General features: G+C 73.2%; 19 protein-coding genes. 5 read left to right on the forward strand and 14 right to left on the reverse strand.

Annotated features, from left to right (window positions below; all coding sequences use genetic code 11):
- Positions 1 to 87 precede the first annotated feature (87 nt).
- Genes ACFVHO_RS37380 through hisI form a run of 3 tightly spaced genes read right to left on the reverse strand, consistent with a single transcriptional unit; the run spans position 88 to position 2,691 of the window.
- Positions 88 to 765 (reverse strand): TIGR02234 family membrane protein, encoded by a 678-nt coding sequence (locus tag ACFVHO_RS37380; RefSeq protein WP_385724886.1) that lies wholly within the window; start codon positions 763 to 765, stop codon positions 88 to 90.
- A 7-nt stretch (positions 766 to 772) separates the two neighbouring features.
- Positions 773 to 2,296: an anthranilate synthase component I gene (locus ACFVHO_RS37385; protein ID WP_385724887.1), complete on the reverse strand. Its 1,524-nt coding sequence runs from the start codon at positions 2,294 to 2,296 to the stop codon at positions 773 to 775.
- Positions 2,297 to 2,307: 11 nt separating this feature from the next.
- On the reverse strand, positions 2,308 to 2,691 hold the full coding sequence (gene hisI, locus ACFVHO_RS37390; RefSeq protein WP_385724889.1) for a phosphoribosyl-AMP cyclohydrolase: 384 nt from the start codon (positions 2,689 to 2,691) through the stop codon (positions 2,308 to 2,310).
- Between the two features lie 81 nt (positions 2,692 to 2,772).
- Here hisI and ACFVHO_RS37395 point away from each other — a divergent pair, with 81 nt between their 5' ends.
- On the forward strand, positions 2,773 to 3,408 hold the full coding sequence (locus tag ACFVHO_RS37395; RefSeq protein ID WP_385724891.1) for a TIGR03085 family metal-binding protein: 636 nt from the start codon (positions 2,773 to 2,775) through the stop codon (positions 3,406 to 3,408).
- A gap of 119 nt (positions 3,409 to 3,527) precedes the next feature.
- Here ACFVHO_RS37395 and ACFVHO_RS37400 read toward each other — a convergent pair whose 3' ends face one another.
- The 11 genes from ACFVHO_RS37400 to hisD form a co-directional block, all read right to left on the reverse strand.
- Positions 3,528 to 3,719: an antitoxin gene (locus tag ACFVHO_RS37400; protein WP_385724893.1), complete on the reverse strand. Its 192-nt coding sequence runs from the start codon at positions 3,717 to 3,719 to the stop codon at positions 3,528 to 3,530.
- A gap of 78 nt (positions 3,720 to 3,797) precedes the next feature.
- Positions 3,798 to 5,039 (reverse strand): MFS transporter, encoded by a 1,242-nt coding sequence (locus tag ACFVHO_RS37405; RefSeq protein WP_385724894.1) that lies wholly within the window; start codon positions 5,037 to 5,039, stop codon positions 3,798 to 3,800.
- Positions 5,040 to 5,051: 12 nt separating this feature from the next.
- Complete coding sequence (locus ACFVHO_RS37410; RefSeq protein ID WP_385724896.1) at positions 5,052 to 5,678, reverse strand: winged helix-turn-helix domain-containing protein; 627 nt, start codon at positions 5,676 to 5,678, stop codon at positions 5,052 to 5,054.
- A gap of 155 nt (positions 5,679 to 5,833) precedes the next feature.
- Entirely contained in the window at positions 5,834 to 6,589 is a 756-nt protein-coding gene (gene hisF / locus ACFVHO_RS37415; protein WP_385724898.1) for an imidazole glycerol phosphate synthase subunit HisF, read from the reverse strand.
- On the reverse strand, positions 6,586 to 6,996 hold the full coding sequence (locus tag ACFVHO_RS37420) for a RidA family protein (protein WP_385724899.1): 411 nt from the start codon (positions 6,994 to 6,996) through the stop codon (positions 6,586 to 6,588). The genes hisF and ACFVHO_RS37420 overlap by 4 nt, the downstream gene beginning before the upstream one ends.
- Positions 6,993 to 7,721, reverse strand: coding sequence for a bifunctional 1-(5-phosphoribosyl)-5-((5-phosphoribosylamino)methylideneamino)imidazole-4-carboxamide isomerase/phosphoribosylanthranilate isomerase PriA (gene priA / locus ACFVHO_RS37425; RefSeq protein WP_385724901.1), 729 nt, complete (start codon positions 7,719 to 7,721; stop codon positions 6,993 to 6,995). Before priA ends, ACFVHO_RS37420 begins: the two co-directional genes overlap by 4 nt.
- Positions 7,718 to 8,368, reverse strand: coding sequence for an imidazole glycerol phosphate synthase subunit HisH (gene hisH / locus ACFVHO_RS37430; protein ID WP_385724902.1), 651 nt, complete (start codon positions 8,366 to 8,368; stop codon positions 7,718 to 7,720). The genes priA and hisH overlap by 4 nt, the downstream gene beginning before the upstream one ends.
- Positions 8,365 to 8,529, reverse strand: coding sequence for a hypothetical protein (locus ACFVHO_RS37435; protein WP_030361641.1), 165 nt, complete (start codon positions 8,527 to 8,529; stop codon positions 8,365 to 8,367). Before ACFVHO_RS37435 ends, hisH begins: the two co-directional genes overlap by 4 nt.
- Positions 8,530 to 8,531: 2 nt before the next feature.
- Complete coding sequence (gene hisB / locus ACFVHO_RS37440; RefSeq protein ID WP_190116794.1) at positions 8,532 to 9,125, reverse strand: imidazoleglycerol-phosphate dehydratase HisB; 594 nt, start codon at positions 9,123 to 9,125, stop codon at positions 8,532 to 8,534.
- On the reverse strand, positions 9,122 to 10,243 hold the full coding sequence (locus tag ACFVHO_RS37445) for a histidinol-phosphate transaminase (RefSeq protein WP_385724904.1): 1,122 nt from the start codon (positions 10,241 to 10,243) through the stop codon (positions 9,122 to 9,124). The genes hisB and ACFVHO_RS37445 overlap by 4 nt, the downstream gene beginning before the upstream one ends.
- Positions 10,240 to 11,562 carry a histidinol dehydrogenase gene (gene hisD / locus ACFVHO_RS37450; RefSeq protein WP_385724906.1) on the reverse strand — a complete coding sequence of 441 codons (1,323 nt, stop codon included), beginning with the start codon at positions 11,560 to 11,562 and terminating at the stop codon, positions 10,240 to 10,242. The genes ACFVHO_RS37445 and hisD overlap by 4 nt, the downstream gene beginning before the upstream one ends.
- Before the next feature lie 260 nt (positions 11,563 to 11,822).
- On the opposite strand from hisD, the gene ACFVHO_RS37455 reads away from it, so the two are divergent.
- The 4 genes from ACFVHO_RS37455 to ybaK all read left to right on the forward strand — a co-directional run bounded on the left by ACFVHO_RS37455 (position 11,823) and on the right by ybaK (position 15,869).
- A complete protein-coding gene (locus ACFVHO_RS37455; RefSeq protein WP_380852118.1) occupies positions 11,823 to 13,337 on the forward strand; it encodes an oxidoreductase in 1,515 nt (504 codons plus the stop codon).
- 213 nt (positions 13,338 to 13,550) lie between these two features.
- Positions 13,551 to 14,567: a hypothetical protein gene (locus tag ACFVHO_RS37460; RefSeq protein ID WP_385724908.1), complete on the forward strand. Its 1,017-nt coding sequence runs from the start codon at positions 13,551 to 13,553 to the stop codon at positions 14,565 to 14,567.
- Between the two features lie 11 nt (positions 14,568 to 14,578).
- Complete coding sequence (locus ACFVHO_RS37465; protein ID WP_385724909.1) at positions 14,579 to 15,319, forward strand: LON peptidase substrate-binding domain-containing protein; 741 nt, start codon at positions 14,579 to 14,581, stop codon at positions 15,317 to 15,319.
- 49 nt (positions 15,320 to 15,368) lie between these two features.
- Positions 15,369 to 15,869 (forward strand): Cys-tRNA(Pro) deacylase, encoded by a 501-nt coding sequence (ybaK, locus tag ACFVHO_RS37470; RefSeq protein ID WP_385724911.1) that lies wholly within the window; start codon positions 15,369 to 15,371, stop codon positions 15,867 to 15,869.
- The last annotated feature ends 128 nt before the right edge of the window (positions 15,870 to 15,997 follow it).

Below are 15,997 nucleotides of genomic sequence, written 5' to 3' on the forward strand. Positions count from 1 at the left end.
TCGTACTGGACGTACTTGGGTGATTCGGGCGTGCGGCGAGAGTGCGTGCCAGGCGTCGCGGGCCCGCGAAGATCCGCCGGACAGGCCCTAGGCCTCGCGGGTCGGGTCCTCGCCGCGGTCCATCGCCTTCCACAGCTCCTCGGGCCGGTCCGGGTCCGGGGCACGGCGGGGGGCGCGGGGGCGGGGGGTGCCGTCGCGTTCGTAACGCCCGGACATCGCGGGCCAGTTGCGACCGCGGAAGAGGGCGAGCAGGCCGGCGGCGAGGATCAGGGCGCCCGCGGCGACGGCCGCGTAGGGCCAGCCGGTGTGGCTGAGCCCGGCGATCTTGGAGGCGGCGTCGCCGGAGGTCTCGGCGGCCTTCTCGTCCAGGGCGGCGCTGTCGTTCGCGCCGAGCAGCGCGGCCACGACGATGCCGACGCCGCTGAGCGCGAGCAGCAGGGACACCAGGAGGCGGCCGGTGCGGCGCACGGCGAAGACGGCGACGAGCGCGGCCAGGCCCACTATGGCGAGGGCCGCGGGCACGCCCGTGACGTCGCCGCCCTTGGCCGTCAGCGGGAAGTCGCCGCCCGCCACGGCCGCGGTGCCGTGCGCCCAGGACTGCCGGGACGCGAGCAGCGCGAGGGCGGCTCCGGCGGCGCCGAGCAGCAGGGCGGCGGCGAGGCTGCGCCGACCGCCGCGGGGTGCGGGGTCGGCGGCCACTCGCGGCGCCCCGTCGGAAGCGGGCGACACGCCGTCGGTACGGGGTGTTGGCACTGCAGAAGTCACCCGTCCACTATCCCTCACGGCTCCCGGCGCCGTGCAGCCGGTTCGCGGTGTGGATGGCGCGCAGCACGGCGGCGGCCTTGTTGCGGCACTCGGTGTCCTCGGCGACGGGGTCGGAGTCGGCCACGACCCCGGCTCCGGCCTGCACGTACGCGGTGCCGTCGCGGAGCAGCGCGGTGCGGATGGCGATGGCGGTGTCGGAGTCGCCCGCGAAGTCCAGATAGCCGACGCAGCCGCCGTACAGGCCGCGCCGGGACGGCTCCAGTTCGTCGATGATCTGCATGGCGCGGGGCTTGGGGGCGCCGGAGAGGGTGCCCGCGGGGAAGCAGGCGGTGAGCACGTCGTAGGCGGTGCGGCCCTCGGCGACGCGGCCGGTGACGGTCGAGACGATGTGCATGACGTGGGAGTACTTCTCGATGGACATGAAGTCCACGACCTCGACGGAGCCGGGCTCGCAGACCCGGCCCAGGTCGTTGCGGCCCAGGTCGACGAGCATCAGGTGCTCGGCGCGCTCCTTGGGGTCGGCGAGGAGTTCCTCGGCGAGCGCCTGGTCCTCCTGCGGGGTCGCGCCGCGCGGCCGGGTGCCGGCGATGGGGTGCACCATGGCGCGCCCGTCCTCGACCTTGACCAGCGCCTCCGGCGAGGACCCGACGACGTCGAAGGCTTCCCCGTCCCCGTGGGGGAACCGGAACAGGTACATGTACGGGGACGGGTTGGTGGCCCGCAGCACGCGGTAGACGTCCAACGCGCTCGCCCCGCACGGGGTTTCGAAGCGCTGCGACGGCACGACCTGGAAGGCCTCGCCCGCGCGGATGCGCTCCTTGATGTCCTCGACGGCTTCCTGGTACTGCTCGCCGCCCCACAGCGCGGTGTACTCGGGCAGCTCGGACGGCGGGAGCGCGGCCGGGGGCTGGGAGAGCGGCCGGGAGAGGTCGGCCTCCATGGCGTCGAGGCGGGCGACGGCGTCGGCGTGGGCCTCGTCGACGCCGGTGTCCAGGTCGTTGTGGTTGATGGCGTTGGCGATGAGCAGGACCGAGCCGTCCCAGTGGTCGAGCACGGCGAGGTCGCTGGTCAGGAGCATCGTCAGCTCGGGCAGCCCGAGGTCGTCCCGCTCCCCCGGGCCGATCTTCTCCAGGCGGCGCACGATGTCGTAGCCGAGGTAGCCGACCATGCCGCCGGTGAACGGCGGCAGGCCCTCCGCCCCGGCCAGGTCGCGCGGGGTGTGCAGGGCCTCGACGGTGGCGCGCAGCGCGGCCAGCGGGTCGCCGGAGGTGGGGACGCCGACGGGCGGGTCGCCGAGCCAGTGGGCCTGCTCGTCGCGGACGGTCAGGGTGGCGGCGCTGCGGACGCCCACGAAGGAGTACCGGGACCACGAACGGCCGTTCTCCGCGGACTCCAGGAGGAACGTCCCGGGGCGTTCGGCGGCGAGCTTGCGGTAGAGCCCGACCGGTGTGTCCCCGTCCGCGAGGAGTCGGCGGCTGACGGGGATCACCCGGCGGTCGGTCGCGAGCTTGCGGAAGGTCTCCAGATCCATGGGTCCAGACCCTACTGACCCGGCGCCGGGGCGTCGGCCACGGCGAGCACGTCGGTGTCGAAGCAGGTGCGGGTGCCGGTGTGGCAGGCGGCGCCGACCTGGTCGACCTGGACGAGGACGGTGTCCGCGTCGCAGTCGAGGGCGACGGACTTGACGTACTGGAAGTGGCCGGAGGTGTCGCCCTTGACCCAGTACTCCCGGCGGCTGCGGGACCAGTAGGTGCAGCGGCCCGTGGTCAGGGTGCGGTGCAGCGCCTCGTCGTCCATCCAGCCGAGCATCAGCACCTCACCGGTGTCGTACTGCTGGGCGATGGCGGGGACCAGGCCGTCGGCGCTGCGCTTCAGGCGCGCGGCGATCTCCGGGTCGAGGCTGCTGGGCTGCGGCGATGCGGTCATGGGGCCATTGTGCCGCCCGCGCGGCGCGCACCCGGAGGACGTCCACTGTCCGGACCGGGCACCCGGTCGTAGGCTGGCTCCATGTCGACCCATGCCAAGCGTGAACGGCTCCTCCTCGCCGATCTGTTGGAGGCGGCGGGACCGGACGCACCGACCCTCTGCGACGGCTGGACCACCCGCGATCTCGCGGCCCACGTGGTGGTGCGCGAGCGGCGCGCGGACGCCGCGGGCGGAATCCTGATCAAGCAGCTCGCCGCGCGCCTGGAGCGGGTGCAGGCGGAGTTCGCCGCGAAGCCGTACGAGGAGCTGATCCAGCTGATCCGTACGGGCCCGCCGCGGTTCTCGCCGTTCAACCTGAAGCAGGTCGACGAGGCCTCGAACGCCGTGGAGTTCTACGTCCACGCCGAGGACGTGCGGCGCGCGCAGCCCGACTGGACGCCGCGCGAGCTCGACCCCGTCTTCGCCGAGACCCTGTGGTCCCGCCTGGAGCGGATGGCCCGGGTCGTCGGCCGCAAGGCCCCGGTGGGCCTGGTCCTGCGCCGCCCCGACGGCCAGACCGCGGTGGCCCACCGCGGCACGCCCGTGGTCACGGCGACGGGTGAGCCGGGCGAGCTCCTGATGTTCGTCTTCGGCCGCCAGGAGGCGGCGGAGGTGGAGCTGGAGGGCGACAAGGACGCGATCGCGCGGCTGCACGAGACGAAGCAGCTGGGGCTCTGACCTGCGAGAACGCCTGAAGGCTGCGGCAGGCGCGGGAAAGGCCTGCCACAGCCTTCAGAGTGCGCGTCGCGGCAGCGGCACAAGAGCCACCGCTCAGGGACGGCAGGAGGGGCGCGGCGTCACGACTGTGGCGGCTGCTGCCCCTGGTCGCCGCCGAACTGCTCCTTGAGCTTCTCCTGGGCCGTGTCGACCTGGCTGCTGTACTTGCCCTGAGTCTTTTCGTCGACAAAGTCACCGGCCTTGTCGATGCCCTGTCCGGCCTTGTCCTCGTGACCCTTGAGCATCTGCTTCAGCTTGTCCATCACAGACATCGCCGGCCTCCTTGCTGTTCGTCGGTCACCTCCAGCATGGGCTCCGTATACGCAGCGCGCATCCGCAGGGCCCCGCAGTCACCGCGCGAGCTCCGCCCCGCGCAGCCACCGGAGCCCCACCAGGCCGCCCGCCCCGGTCACCACTGCCCCCGCCACGAACACGGGACCGACGCCCCACAGCCCGATCGCGACCCCGGTGAGCGGGTAGCACAGCGGCGGCACGCCGAGCGTGAGCAGGCTCGCCACCGACGTGACCCGCCCCAGGTACGCGGGCTCGGTGACCGTCTGGAGGAGCGCGCCGCCGAGGGCCCCGCCGAGCCCGAGCAGCAGTCCCACCAGGAGGGCCGCGAGCACCGCCGCCGCGACCGAGGGCACGAGCGCCAGGGCCGCGAGGGCCGCCGCCCCCGGCAGCGCCGTCCACGACAGGACGGCCCCCGCCCGCCGCACCCGTCCCCGCACGGCCACGCAGAGCGCGGCGAGCCCCGCCCCGGCGCCGAAGCCGGAGACGATCCAGCCCATGCCGGTCGCGCCCCAGCCCCGCTCGTCGGCGAGGAGCACGATGCCCACGTTGCCCGGCCCGGAGAAGCCCGTCTCGGTGACCGCGATGACGACCATCAGGGGCGCGAGCACCTTGTGCCCGCGCACGTACCGCAGGCCGCTCAGGAGCTGCCGTCCGGCGGGCTCCGCGGTGCCCGCGCGGTCGTCGGCGGGCAGTTCGCGCACCCGCACGGCGAGCAGGAGCGGCAGCGAGAGCGCGAAAAGGAGTCCCGCCACGGCGAACCCCGCCGCGGGCCCGCCCAGCGCGACGGCCACGCCGCCCGCCGGGGCCGCCGTCACCGTCGCCACCCGCTGCGCGAGGACCTTCATCCCCTGCACCCGGGCCAGCTCCCCCGGCGCGGTGAGCCGTGGCGGCAGCGCCCCCACGCTCGGCAGGAACAGCGCGTCCACCACGCCGAAGAGCAGCGCCGCCACCACGAGCAGCCAGATCGCGGGCGTCGACACCAGCAGGACCCCGGCCAGGGCGAGGGTGACCAGGCAGCGCGCGGCGTCGCTGCCGAGCACCACGCGGCGCGGCCCGAACCGGTCGGCGACGACTCCCCCGCCGAGCATCAGGACGGCGCGCGGCACGGCGCCCGCGGCGAGCACGAGGCCGGTCCGGGCGGCGCTGCCGCTTCCGGCGGCGGCCCAGGCCAGGGCGGCGAAGTAGACGCTGTCGCCGATCATCGAGGCGGTGTACGCGGCGAGCCAGCGCAGGACGTTGCCGTCGCGGTGGGCGGGTCTCCCCACGGCCGGGGCGGTGCGTGTCCCTGTGACGGTCACGGGCGGTGCCCCTCAGGTCCGGAACGGGAAGCTGTAGAGGTGCAGCGCGACGTTCTCGCGGCCTTCGTCGTCGCCCGCCTCGTGCGCGGCGTTGCCGGAGCCGACGTACTTGTTGATGACGGCGCGCAACTCGCCGGAGAGGTCGGAGAGTTCGGCGGCGGTGAGCCGGAGCAGATGGTCGGAGCCGTCCGCCGCGGCCTGCCATTCGGGGCTCCAGGCGGGCTGCTCGTCGAGGTAGCGCAGATAGGCGTCGGTGCGCTGGTCGACGATCACGCGGGTCACGGCGCTGTGCGCGGCGAGCTTCTCGGGGGCGTCCTCGAAGTCGCGCCGGTGCAGGCTCAGGCCCTGCTGTGCGGGCTGCCACCAGCGTTCGCGGCCGTCGCCGCGGTGGGCGCCGGGCGCCTCCTCGATGAGGCCGTGCTCGGCGAGTTTGCGCAGGTGGTAGCTGACAAGGGAGACGGCTCCGTCGATCTCGTCGGCGAGCTGTGAGGCCGTCGCCCTGCGGCGTACGTACAGGGAGCGGTACAGCTTCAGGCGCAGCGGGTGGCCGAAGGCCTTCAGCGTGCCGAGATCGGTGATGCGGCGGTCCTCGGGCTGGTCGCCCGCGCTCCGCTCGTCCTGTCCGGGCTTGTCGTTCATGCCCCGCACGCTAGACAGGAAAGGAAAGTTGCGCAATTGATTTTGCGCAACTTTCCCTTCGCATCTGTCGCGACGTCCCGCCCTGCGCGCCTTCGCGTCCGCGCACGCGAAGGCCCCGGCCACCCTGAGGTGAACCGGGGCCTGGCGGCGCGGAGTTACCGGACGGGGTGACCCGCCGACCGCAGCGTGTCCTTGACCTCGCCGATGCGCAGGTCGCCGAAGTGGAACACGGAGGCGGCGAGCACCGCGTCCGCGCCCGCCGCGACGGCGGGCGGGAAGTGCTCCAGGCGGCCCGCGCCGCCCGAGGCGATGACGGGGACGCTGACGTGCTTGCGGACGGCCTCGATCATCTCGATGTCGTAGCCGTCCTTGGTGCCGTCGGCGTCCATCGAGTTCAGCAGGATCTCGCCCGCGCCGAGCTCGGCCGCGCGGTGCGCCCACTCGACGGCGTCGATCCCCGCCGACTTCCGGCCGCCGTGCGTGGTGACCTCGAAGGAGCCGGTCGCCGTGCGCCGCGCGTCCACGGAGAGCACCAGCACCTGGCGCCCGAAGCGCTCCGCGATCTCACGGATCAGGTCGGGGCGGGCGATGGCGGCGGTGTTCACGCCGACCTTGTCCGCCCCGGCCCGCAGGAGCTTGTCGACGTCCTCGGCCGTCCGCACGCCGCCGCCGACGGTGAGCGGGATGAAGACCTGCTCGGCGGTGCGACGGACCACGTCGTACGTCGTCTCGCGGTCGCCGGAGGACGCCGTGATGTCCAGGAACGTCAGCTCGTCGGCGCCCTCGGCGTCGTACACCTTGGCCATCTCGACGGGGTCGCCCGCGTCGCGCAGGTTCTGGAAGTTGACGCCCTTGACGACGCGGCCCTTGTCCACGTCCAGGCAGGGGATGACCCGTACGGCGAGCGTCATGCGGCGTCACCGTCCCCGGTGGGCGCGTACGCCTCCACCTCGACCTCGACGACCAGGCTCGGGTCGATGAAGCCGGAGACGATGAGCATGGACGCGGCCGGGCGGACGGCGTCGAACAGTTCCTTGTGGGCGCGGCCGACGTCCTCCACGTCCCGGGCGTGCGTGAGGTACATCCGGGTGCGCACCACGTGCTCGGGGCCGAGACCGAGCTCCCGCAGGGCGTCGAAGGCGACCTGGAAGGCGTTGAGCGTCTGCTGGTACGGCGTGCCCGCGTCTATCGTGCCGTCCACCACGGACGTGCAGCCCGACACCAGGACCAGGCCGTTGGGCAGCGCGACGGCGCGGGAGTAGCCGATGGACTCCTCCCACGGCCCGCCCGAGCCCACCCGGCGGATGTCCCCGGTCATGACGACGCCACCGTCGCGAGGGCCTCCTCCAGCGTGAACGCCTTCGCGTACAGCGCCTTGCCGACGATCGCGCCCTCGACGCCCTGCGACACGAGCTCCGCGATGGCCCGCAGGTCGTCCAGGGACGAGACGCCGCCGGAGGCGACGACGGGGCGGTCGGTGGCCGCGCACACGTTCTTCAGGAGCTCCAGGTTCGGGCCCTGGAGCGTGCCGTCCTTGGCGATGTCGGTGACCACGTAGCGCGCGCAGCCCTCGGCGTTCAGGCGCTCCAGGGTCTCGTACAGGTCGCCGCCGTCGCGGGTCCAGCCGCGGCCGCGCAGGGTCGTGCCGCGCACGTCGAGGCCGACCGCGATCTTGTCGCCGTGCTCGGCGATGACCTTGACGACCCACTCGGGGGTCTCCAGGGCGGCGGTGCCGAGGTTGACGCGGGTGCAGCCGGTGGCGAGGGCGGCGGCGAGGGTGTCGTCGTCGCGGATGCCGCCGGACAGCTCGACCTTGATGTCCATGGCGCCCGCGACCTCGGCGATCAGGGCGCGGTTGTCGCCGGTGCCGAACGCGGCGTCCAGGTCGACCAGGTGCAGCCACTCGGCGCCCGACCGCTGCCAGGCCAGGGCGGCCTCCAGCGGGGAGCCGTAGGAGGTCTCCGAGCCGGACTCGCCGTGGACCAGGCGCACGGCCTGGCCGTCGCGGACGTCGACGGCGGGGAGGAGTTCGAGGGTGCTCACAGGGTTCCGATCCAGTTGGTGAGGAGCTGGGCGCCGGCGTCGCCGGACTTCTCGGGGTGGAACTGGGTGGCCCACAGGGCGCCGTTCTCCACGGCCGCCACGAACGGCTCGCCGTGCGTGGCCCAGGTGACCAGGGGGGCGCGCAGCGCCGGGTTCACGGTCTCCAGGGACCAGTCGTGGACCGCGTAGGAGTGCACGAAGTAGTAGCGCTCGTCGGCGCCGAGGCCCTTGAAGAGCTCGGAGCCCGCGGGCGCCTCGACGGTGTTCCAGCCCATGTGCGGGACTATGTCGGCCTTCAGCGGCTCGACCGTGCCGGGCCACTCGTCCAGGCCCTCGGTCTCGACGCCGTGCTCGATGCCGCGCGCGAAGAGGATCTGCATGCCCACGCAGATGCCCATGACGGGCCGCCCGCCGGACAGGCGGCGGCCCACGATCCAGTCGCCGCGCGCCGCCGTCAGGCCCTTCATGCAGGCCTCGAAGGCGCCGACGCCCGGCACCAGGAGGCCGTCGGCGTTCATGGCCTTGTCGTAGTCACCGGTGATCTCGACGTCGGCGCCCGCTCGGGCCAGGGCCCGCTCGGCGGAGCGGACGTTGCCGAAGCCGTAGTCGAAGACGACGACGCGCTTACGTGGAGCGGAGGAGGTCAATTCCACACCTCCAGGCGGACGACGCCCGCGATCAGGCACATGCCCGCGCCGATGGAGAGCAGCGTGATCAGGCTCTTGGACTGCTTCTGCTTGACGAAGGAGTAGACGCCGCCGAGCAGGAAGAGCCCGACGAAGAACAGCAGGGTGGAGGTACCGCTCATGGCTACAGGGCGCCCTTCGTGGAGGGGAGGATGCCGGCCGCGCGCGGGTCGCGCTCGCTGGCGTAGCGCAGCGCCCGGGCGAGGGCCTTGAACTGGCACTCCACGATGTGGTGCGCGTTGCGTCCGTAGGGCACGTGGATGTGCAGGGCGACCTGCGCCTGGGCGACGAAGGACTCGAAGATGTGCCGGGTCATCGTCGTGTCGTACTCGCCGATCATCGGCGCCATGTTCTCCGGCTCGGTGTGCACCAGGTAGGGGCGTCCGGAGAGGTCGACGGTGACCTGGGCGAGGGACTCGTCGAGGGGGACCGTGCAGTTGCCGAAGCGGTAGATGCCGACCTTGTCGCCGAGCGCCTGCTTGAAGGCGGCGCCGAGGGCGAGGGCGGTGTCCTCGATGGTGTGGTGCGAGTCGATGTGCAGGTCGCCGTCGGTCTTGACCGTGAGGTCGAACAGGCCGTGGCGGCCGAGCTGGTCGAGCATGTGGTCGTAGAAGCCGACACCGGTCGACACGTCGACCTTGCCGGTGCCGTCGAGGTCGATCTCGACGAGGACCGAGGTCTCCTTGGTGGTCCGCTCGACTCTGCCAACGCGGCTCATGCGCTCTGCTCCTTCTTCAGTTCGCGTACCGCATCGAGGAACGCGTCGTTTTCGGCGGGGGTTCCCGCGGACACCCGCAGCCACCCCGGCACTCCGTTGTCCCGGACGAGAACGCCCCGGTCGAGGATCCGCTGCCAGGCCGCGTGGGTGGCGCCCTCGCCCTCGAACCGCCCGAACTGCACGAAGTTGGCGTCGGACTCGGTCACGTCGAAGCCGATCGCCCGCAGCTCGTCGACCAGGCGGTCGCGCTCGGCCTTCAACTGCTCGACGTACCCGAGGAGGGTGTCCGTGTGCTCCAGGGCGGCCAGGGCGGTGGCCTGGGTGACGGCCGAGAGGTGGTACGGCAGGCGCACCAGCTGGACCGCGTCGACGACCGCGGGGTCGGCGGCGAGATAGCCGAGGCGCAGCCCGGCCGCGCCGAAGGCCTTCGACATCGTGCGCGAGACGACCAGGTGCGGGCGGCCCGCGAGCAGCGGGAGCAGCGAGGCGCCGTGGCTGAACTCCACGTACGCCTCGTCGACCACGACGATCGACGGCTTGGCGGCCTGCGCGGCGTCGTACAGCGCCACGACCGTCTCGGCGGAGACGGCGTTGCCCGTGGGGTTGTTGGGGGTGGTGATGAAGACGACGTCCGGCGCGTTCTCGGCGATGGCGCGCGCAGCCGCCTCCGGGTCGATGGTGAAGTCCTCGCGGCGCGGGCCCGAGATCCAGCCGGTGCCGGTGCCGCGGGCGATCAGGCCGTGCATCGAGTACGAGGGCTCGAAGCCGATGGCCGTACGGCCCGGGCCGCCGAAGGTCTGCAGGAGCTGCTGGATGACCTCGTTCGAGCCGTTGGCCGCCCACACGTTGGCGCGCGTCACCTCGTGGCCGCCGGTGCGGGTGAGGTAGCGCGCGAGTTCGGTGCGCAGCTCCACCGCGTCCCGGTCGGGGTAGCGGTTCAGGTCACGCGCCGCCTCGCGCACGCGCTCGGCGATGCGCTCGACCAGCGGCTCGGGCAGCGGGTAGGGGTTCTCGTTGGTGTTCAGGCGTACGGGGACGTCCAGCTGGGGCGCGCCGTAGGGGGACTTGCCGCGCAGCTCGTCCCGGACGGGGAGGTCGTCGATGCTCACGTCGCTCACTGGCCCGGCACCTTCCAGCCGAAGCGGGCCTTGATCGCGGCGCCGTGCGCGGGCAGGTCCTCGGCCTCCGCGAGCGTCACCACGTGGTGGGCGACGTCGGCCAGGGCCTCGCGGGTGTAGTCCACGATGTGGATGCCGCGCAGGAAGGACTGGACGGACAGGCCCGAGGAGTGGCACGCGCAACCGCCCGTGGGCAGCACGTGGTTGGAGCCCGCGCAGTAGTCGCCGAGGGAGACCGGCGCCCAGGGGCCGACGAAGATCGCGCCCGCGTTCTTGACGCGGTCGGCGACGGCGGCGGCGTCCCGGGTCTGGATCTCCAGGTGCTCGGCGCCGTACGCGTCGACGACGCGCAGGCCCTCGTCCAGGCCGTCGACCAGGACGATCGCGGACTGCCTGCCCGCGAGGGCCGGGGCGATCCGGTCCTCGACGTGCTTGGTCGCGGCGACCTGCGGCTCCAGCTCCTTGGCCACGGCGTCCGCGAGTTCGGTGGAGTCCGTGACGAGGACGGCGGCGGCCAGCGGGTCGTGCTCGGCCTGGCTGATCAGGTCGGAGGCGACGTGCACCGGGTCGGCGGTGTCGTCGGCGAGGATCGCGATCTCGGTCGGCCCGGCCTCGGTGTCGATGCCGATGCGGCCGGTGAAGTACCGCTTGGCGGCGGCGACCCAGATGTTGCCGGGGCCCGTGACCATGTTGGCCGGGGCGCAGGTGTCCGTGCCGTACGCGAACATCGCGACGGCCTGGGCGCCGCCGACCGCGTACACCTCGTCGATGCCGAGCAGCGCGCAGGCCGCGAGGATCGTCGGGTGCGGCAGGCCGCCGAAGTCGGCCTGCGGCGGGGACGCGAGCGCCATGGAGGCGACGCCGGCCTCCTGCGCGGGCACGGCGTTCATGATCACGGAGGACGGGTAGACGGAGCGGCCGCCGGGGGCGTACAGGCCGACGCGCTCGACCGGCACCCACTTCTCGGTGACCGAGCCGCCGGGCACGACCTGGGTGGTGTGCGGGGCGCGGCGCTGGGCGCGGTGGACGGTGCGGGCGCGGCGGATGGACTCCTCCAGGGCCGCGCGGACGTCCGGGGCGAGACCGGCGAGGGCCTCGGCGAGGGCGGCGGCGGGCACCCGGACGTGCTCCAGCTTCACGCCGTCGAACTTCTCCGCGTACTCGATCAGCGCCGCGTCGCCGCGATGATGCACGTCCTCGCAGATCGGCCGCACCTTCTCCAGGGCGGCCGCGACGTCGAAGTCGGCACGGGGCAGCAGGGCGCGCAGGGCGTTGCCCTCGGGGAGGGCGTCGCCGCGCAGATCGATTCGAGAGATCACATGGCCAATTCTCTCAGACCGCCATCTGCGCCCGGTCGCCCGTATCAGTGGCTGATACAGGCCCACCGGACCTCGCCGTTCCACCCGGCGAATTAACGGAAGACCGTGTTCACCACTAGCGTTCAGGCGGTCACGGAGCGGGCATGAACAGGTGTACGAGACACGAGTACACCGGCGAACACAACGGGAGGACACCAGCAGTGGTCGACGACACCGGCATCGGGGACCCGCCGGACGGGCTGACCGCAGCGGAGATCGGCATGTGGCAGGCGTTCCGCAACGGCAGCGTGTACGACCTGAGGTCGGGGGACGCCGCGGAGGACGACCCGCACGGCGGGTATCCCTGGGGCCCCGAGCGCAGCGTCCGGGCCCGCATCGTGTGCTGGCTGCTGCTCGACGGCCCGCCCGCGCTCGCGGGCCGGGTGTCGTCCCTGAAGCTGGCCGGGGTGCAGATCACGGACGTGCTCGACCTGGCGGGCGGCACGGTCGTGCCGTACACGGAGCTGAAGGGCTGCCGGTTCGAGAAGGAGATCCTGCTGCCCGAGGCGCGCTTCACCACGCTGCGCCTGGTCGACTGCTCCATCCCGCGCCTGGAGGCCGCCCGGCTGCACACCGAGGGCGATCTGCACCTGCCCCGCTGCCGCCTGCACAACGGCATGCGGCTCACCGACGCCCACATCGGCACGGACCTGCTGCTCAACCAGGCCGTGGTCTACCGCGACCGGCGCGGCCGCTCGATCATGGGCGACGGCATGACGGTCGGCCAGGACCTGCAGGCCGAGATGCTGGAGTCGCACGGCGAGCTGAGCCTGCGCGGCGCGAAGGTCGGCGTCAGCCTGAGCCTGCGCGGCAGCCGCCTCGCCAATCCGTACAGCCGCCGCGCCCTGAACGCGCCCCAGCTGACCGTCGAGCGCACGCTGTACCTGACCCCGGCGGGCATCGGCAATCCCCCGCAGACCAGCGGCACGACACCCGCGCGCGGCACCCGCGTGCAGCGCTTCGAGTGCGAGGGCGGCATCCGCCTGGACGACGGGCGCTTCGGCGACGCGGTGGATTTCGGCCAGGCCCGGTTCACGCTGCAGAACGACCAGGAGGTGTCGCTGCGCCGCGTCCAGACGCCCGAGCTGCGCTTCCTGTCCGAGGCACCGCGGCGCGGCAAGATCGTGCTGTCCGGCGCACGGGTGGTCAACCTGATGGACCGCGCCTCCAGCTGGCCGGGCCCCGGCAACCTCCAGATGGGCGGCTTCACGTACGAGAACCTCATCCCGCAGGGCAGCTTCCCGCTGTCGCGGCGCCTGGCGTGGGTCGCCGCGGCCACCGCCGAGTACAACCCCGAGCCGTACGAGAAGCTCGCCACCGTCCTGCGCAACGGCGGCGAGGACGCCGACGCCCGCGAGGTCCTGCTCGCCAAGCAGCGCCGCCGCCGCGAGACGCTGCCCCCCGCCGCCAAGCTCTGGGGATACGCCCAGGACTGGACGGTGGCCTACGGCTATCGGCCCGGCCGGGCCGCGCTCTGGATGGCGGTCCTGTGGGCGGCGAGCGCCATCGCCTTCTCCCGCGCCGACCACCCCCCGCTCAAGCCCGGTGAGCACCCGAACTGGAACCCCTCCCTCTTCGCCCTCGACCTCCTCCTGCCCGTCATCAACCTGGGCCAGGACAGCTACTGGCAGCTCCGCGGCGGCTGGCAGTGGCTGGCCGCGGCCCTGATCCTGCTCGGCTGGATCCTGGCGACGACGGTGGCGGCGGGGGCGACACGGCTGCTGCGGCGGAGTTGAGGGCGGGCCGGGACGCGCCCCGCGCTTCGCGGCTGAACCGTTATCCGACGGGGGGCAACCATCGGCCCACCTCGTCCGTCAACACACGCGACCAGCAAGAGACCCGCTCGCGGACCACGAGCGGGCCGCAGCACCGACCACGACACCGGCCAGGGTGACCGGCGCCCCGCCCCACGCAGCGGCGCCGGTCGGGGCGCGAAGGGGGACAGCCAGATGCCGCTGCTGCGCGCCTTCGTCCGTACCGCCCGCATGATCCGGCACACCCCCCGCCTGGCCGACGGCCTGACCCCCGACGACGAAGTGCTCCTTGACGTGCCGGACGACCGTCTGGGGCCCGCCCTGGTCGCGGCGGGACGCGGCGAGTACGGCCCGGCCGCCAAGCTGCTCGCCACCACCCGCGAAGCCGCCGAGTGGGAGAACCGCGACCGGTACGCGACCCGCCTCGCCGCCTTCGCCCGCTCCCGGTCCGAGTGGTTCGACGACTGGCTGTCCGCCGCCCCGCACGACCCGGACGCGCTGCTGCTCAAGGCCGAGCTGGCCGTCGTCCGCGGCTGGGAGTCGCCCGCCCGCGCGGAACTCCTGCGCGAGGTCAGCCCGCTGCTCACGGCCGCCGCCGACGCCGACCCGCGCGACCCGGTGCCGTGGCGCATCGCGCTCGACCACGCCCGCGGCACCCACGCCTCGCACACCGAGTTCGAGGAGCTGTGGGCACAGGCGGTGCGCCGCTCCTCGTACCACTACGGCTGCCACGCCTCGGCCCTGATGTACCTGTCGGCGGACTGGTACGGCTCGCACACCGAGTGCTTCCAGTTCGCGGAGCGGGCGGCGGCCGACGCGCTGCCCGGCTCGCTGATACAGGCACTGCCGGTGCGCGCCGCGTTCGCGTACCTCACCAGCGCCGCCGGAAATCTGCCGCGCGAACGCCTGGACAAGGCGGCCGACCTGGCCATCGCCCTGTCCGGTGAGTACGCCGCCGCCGACCCCTGGCCGGCCGAGGTCCGCAACCTCCTCATGTACGTCCTGATCCGCCTGGAGCGCTGGCACGACGCCCTGGACCAGCTCCGTCTGATCGGCCCGTACGCGACCTCGTTCCCCTGGGACCGGCTGGCCGACGACCCGCTCGGGCAGTTCCTGGAGCTGAGGGACGGGGTCCGCATAGAGGTCGCGGCACGTACGCCGCTGCGCCCGCGGCAGGGCTACGCGGACGGCCGGGGTGCCGACGGCCGTTAGGCTTTCCGATCGTGACGACCGTCCGGCTTCCGCTCTTCCCGCTCGACTCGGTGCTGTTCCCGGGGCTCGTGCTGCCCCTGAACGTCTTCGAGGAGCGTTATCGCGCCATGATGCGCGAACTCCTGAAGGTCCCCGACGACGAGCAGCGGCAGTTCGCAGTCGTGGCCATCCGTGACGGCCGCGAAGTGGCGCCGAGCGCGCCGGGCCTGCCCGACCAGACCGCGCAGCCCGAGCAGGGCCCCGCCGCGGGCTTCGGCGACGACCCGATGAAGGCGTTCCACGAGGTGGGCTGCGTCGCGGACGCGGCGACCATCCGGGAGCGCGAGGACGGCGGCTTCGAGGTCCTGGCCACCGGCACGACCCGGGTGCGGCTGCTCTCGGTGGACACCTCCGGGCCCTACCTCGTCGGCGAGCTCGAACCGCTGGAGGAGCAGCCCGGCGAGGAGGCGGGCGCGCTCGCCGAGGGCGTCCTGCGCGCCTTCCGCTCGTACCAGAAGCGGCTCGCGGGCGCCCGCGAGCGGTCCCTGTCGACCAGCGCCGAGCTCCCCGACGAGCCGTCGGTCGTGTCCTACCTGGTCGCGGCGGCGGCCGTCCTCGACACCCCCACCAAGCAGGAACTCCTCGAAGCCCCCGACACGGCGGCCCGGCTGCGCGCCGAGCTGAAATTGCTGCGCGCCGAGACCGCGATCATCCGTAACCTGCCGTCGTTGCCCGCGACGGAACTGACGCGCGGCACGACCAGCCTCAACTGAGGCGGGGCCGGACCCCCTCCCGTACGAACCGCGGAAGTTGGCGAGCAGCGTGGCGAAGAAGCAGAAGAAGACGCAGGCGGGCGGCACCCCCGCGACGGTCGCCCTCACCGCGGCGGGCACCGCCTTCACCGTGCACTCCTACGACCACGACCCCGCCCATCCCTCGTACGGCCAGGAGGCCGCCGAGGCCATGGGCGTCTCCCCCGACCGCGTCTTCAAGACCCTCGTCGCCGACGTCGACGGCGAGCTGACCGTGGCCGTGGTCCCGGTCGCGGGCACCCTCGATCTGAAGGCCCTCGCCACGGCGGTCGGCGGCAAGCGCGCCACGATGGCGGACCCGGCCGCCGCCGAGCGCACCACCGGTTACGTACGCGGTGGCATCTCCCCCCTCGGCCAGCGCAAACGCCTGCGCACCGTCCTGGACGACTCGGCCTCCGCCCACCCCACGATCTGCGTCTCGGCGGGCCGCCGCGGCCTGGAGGTCGAGCTCTCCCCCGCCGATCTCGCCGCCCTCACCGCCGCGACGCTCGCCCCGATCGGGCGTGCGTGACCCCTCGACGGGGGGCCGGTCCTCGACTAGGACCACACCCATGTCGAAGAAAACGCGCAAGCGGAAGTGGCGGGTAAGGAAGGGCAAGTCCAACCACGGCAGGCGCCCGGCGTAGGGACCCGGCTGGG

It is taken from the genome of Streptomyces sp. NPDC127108 (assembly GCF_042677545.1).
Classification (GTDB): domain Bacteria; phylum Actinomycetota; class Actinomycetes; order Streptomycetales; family Streptomycetaceae; genus Streptomyces.

What these genes read in the sequence shown, in the direction of transcription:
- ACFVHO_RS37385 (WP_385724887.1), bottom strand. Translation starts at nt 2,296, where the DNA reads ATGGATCTGGAGACCTTCCGCAAGCTCGCGACCGACCGCCGGGTGATC.
- hisI (WP_385724889.1), bottom strand. Translation starts at nt 2,691, where the DNA reads ATGACCGCATCGCCGCAGCCCAGCAGCCTCGACCCGGAGATCGCCGCG.
- ACFVHO_RS37395 (WP_385724891.1), top strand. Translation starts at nt 2,773, where the DNA reads ATGTCGACCCATGCCAAGCGTGAACGGCTCCTCCTCGCCGATCTGTTG.
- ACFVHO_RS37400 (WP_385724893.1), bottom strand. Translation starts at nt 3,719, where the DNA reads ATGTCTGTGATGGACAAGCTGAAGCAGATGCTCAAGGGTCACGAGGAC.
- ACFVHO_RS37410 (WP_385724896.1), bottom strand. Translation starts at nt 5,678, where the DNA reads ATGAACGACAAGCCCGGACAGGACGAGCGGAGCGCGGGCGACCAGCCC.
- hisF (WP_385724898.1), bottom strand. Translation starts at nt 6,589, where the DNA reads ATGACGCTCGCCGTACGGGTCATCCCCTGCCTGGACGTGGACAAGGGC.
- ACFVHO_RS37420 (WP_385724899.1), bottom strand. Translation starts at nt 6,996, where the DNA reads ATGACCGGGGACATCCGCCGGGTGGGCTCGGGCGGGCCGTGGGAGGAG.
- ACFVHO_RS37435 (WP_030361641.1), bottom strand. Translation starts at nt 8,529, where the DNA reads ATGAGCGGTACCTCCACCCTGCTGTTCTTCGTCGGGCTCTTCCTGCTC.
- hisB (WP_190116794.1), bottom strand. Translation starts at nt 9,125, where the DNA reads ATGAGCCGCGTTGGCAGAGTCGAGCGGACCACCAAGGAGACCTCGGTC.
- ACFVHO_RS37455 (WP_380852118.1), top strand. Translation starts at nt 11,823, where the DNA reads ATGTGGCAGGCGTTCCGCAACGGCAGCGTGTACGACCTGAGGTCGGGG.
- ACFVHO_RS37460 (WP_385724908.1), top strand. Translation starts at nt 13,551, where the DNA reads ATGCCGCTGCTGCGCGCCTTCGTCCGTACCGCCCGCATGATCCGGCAC.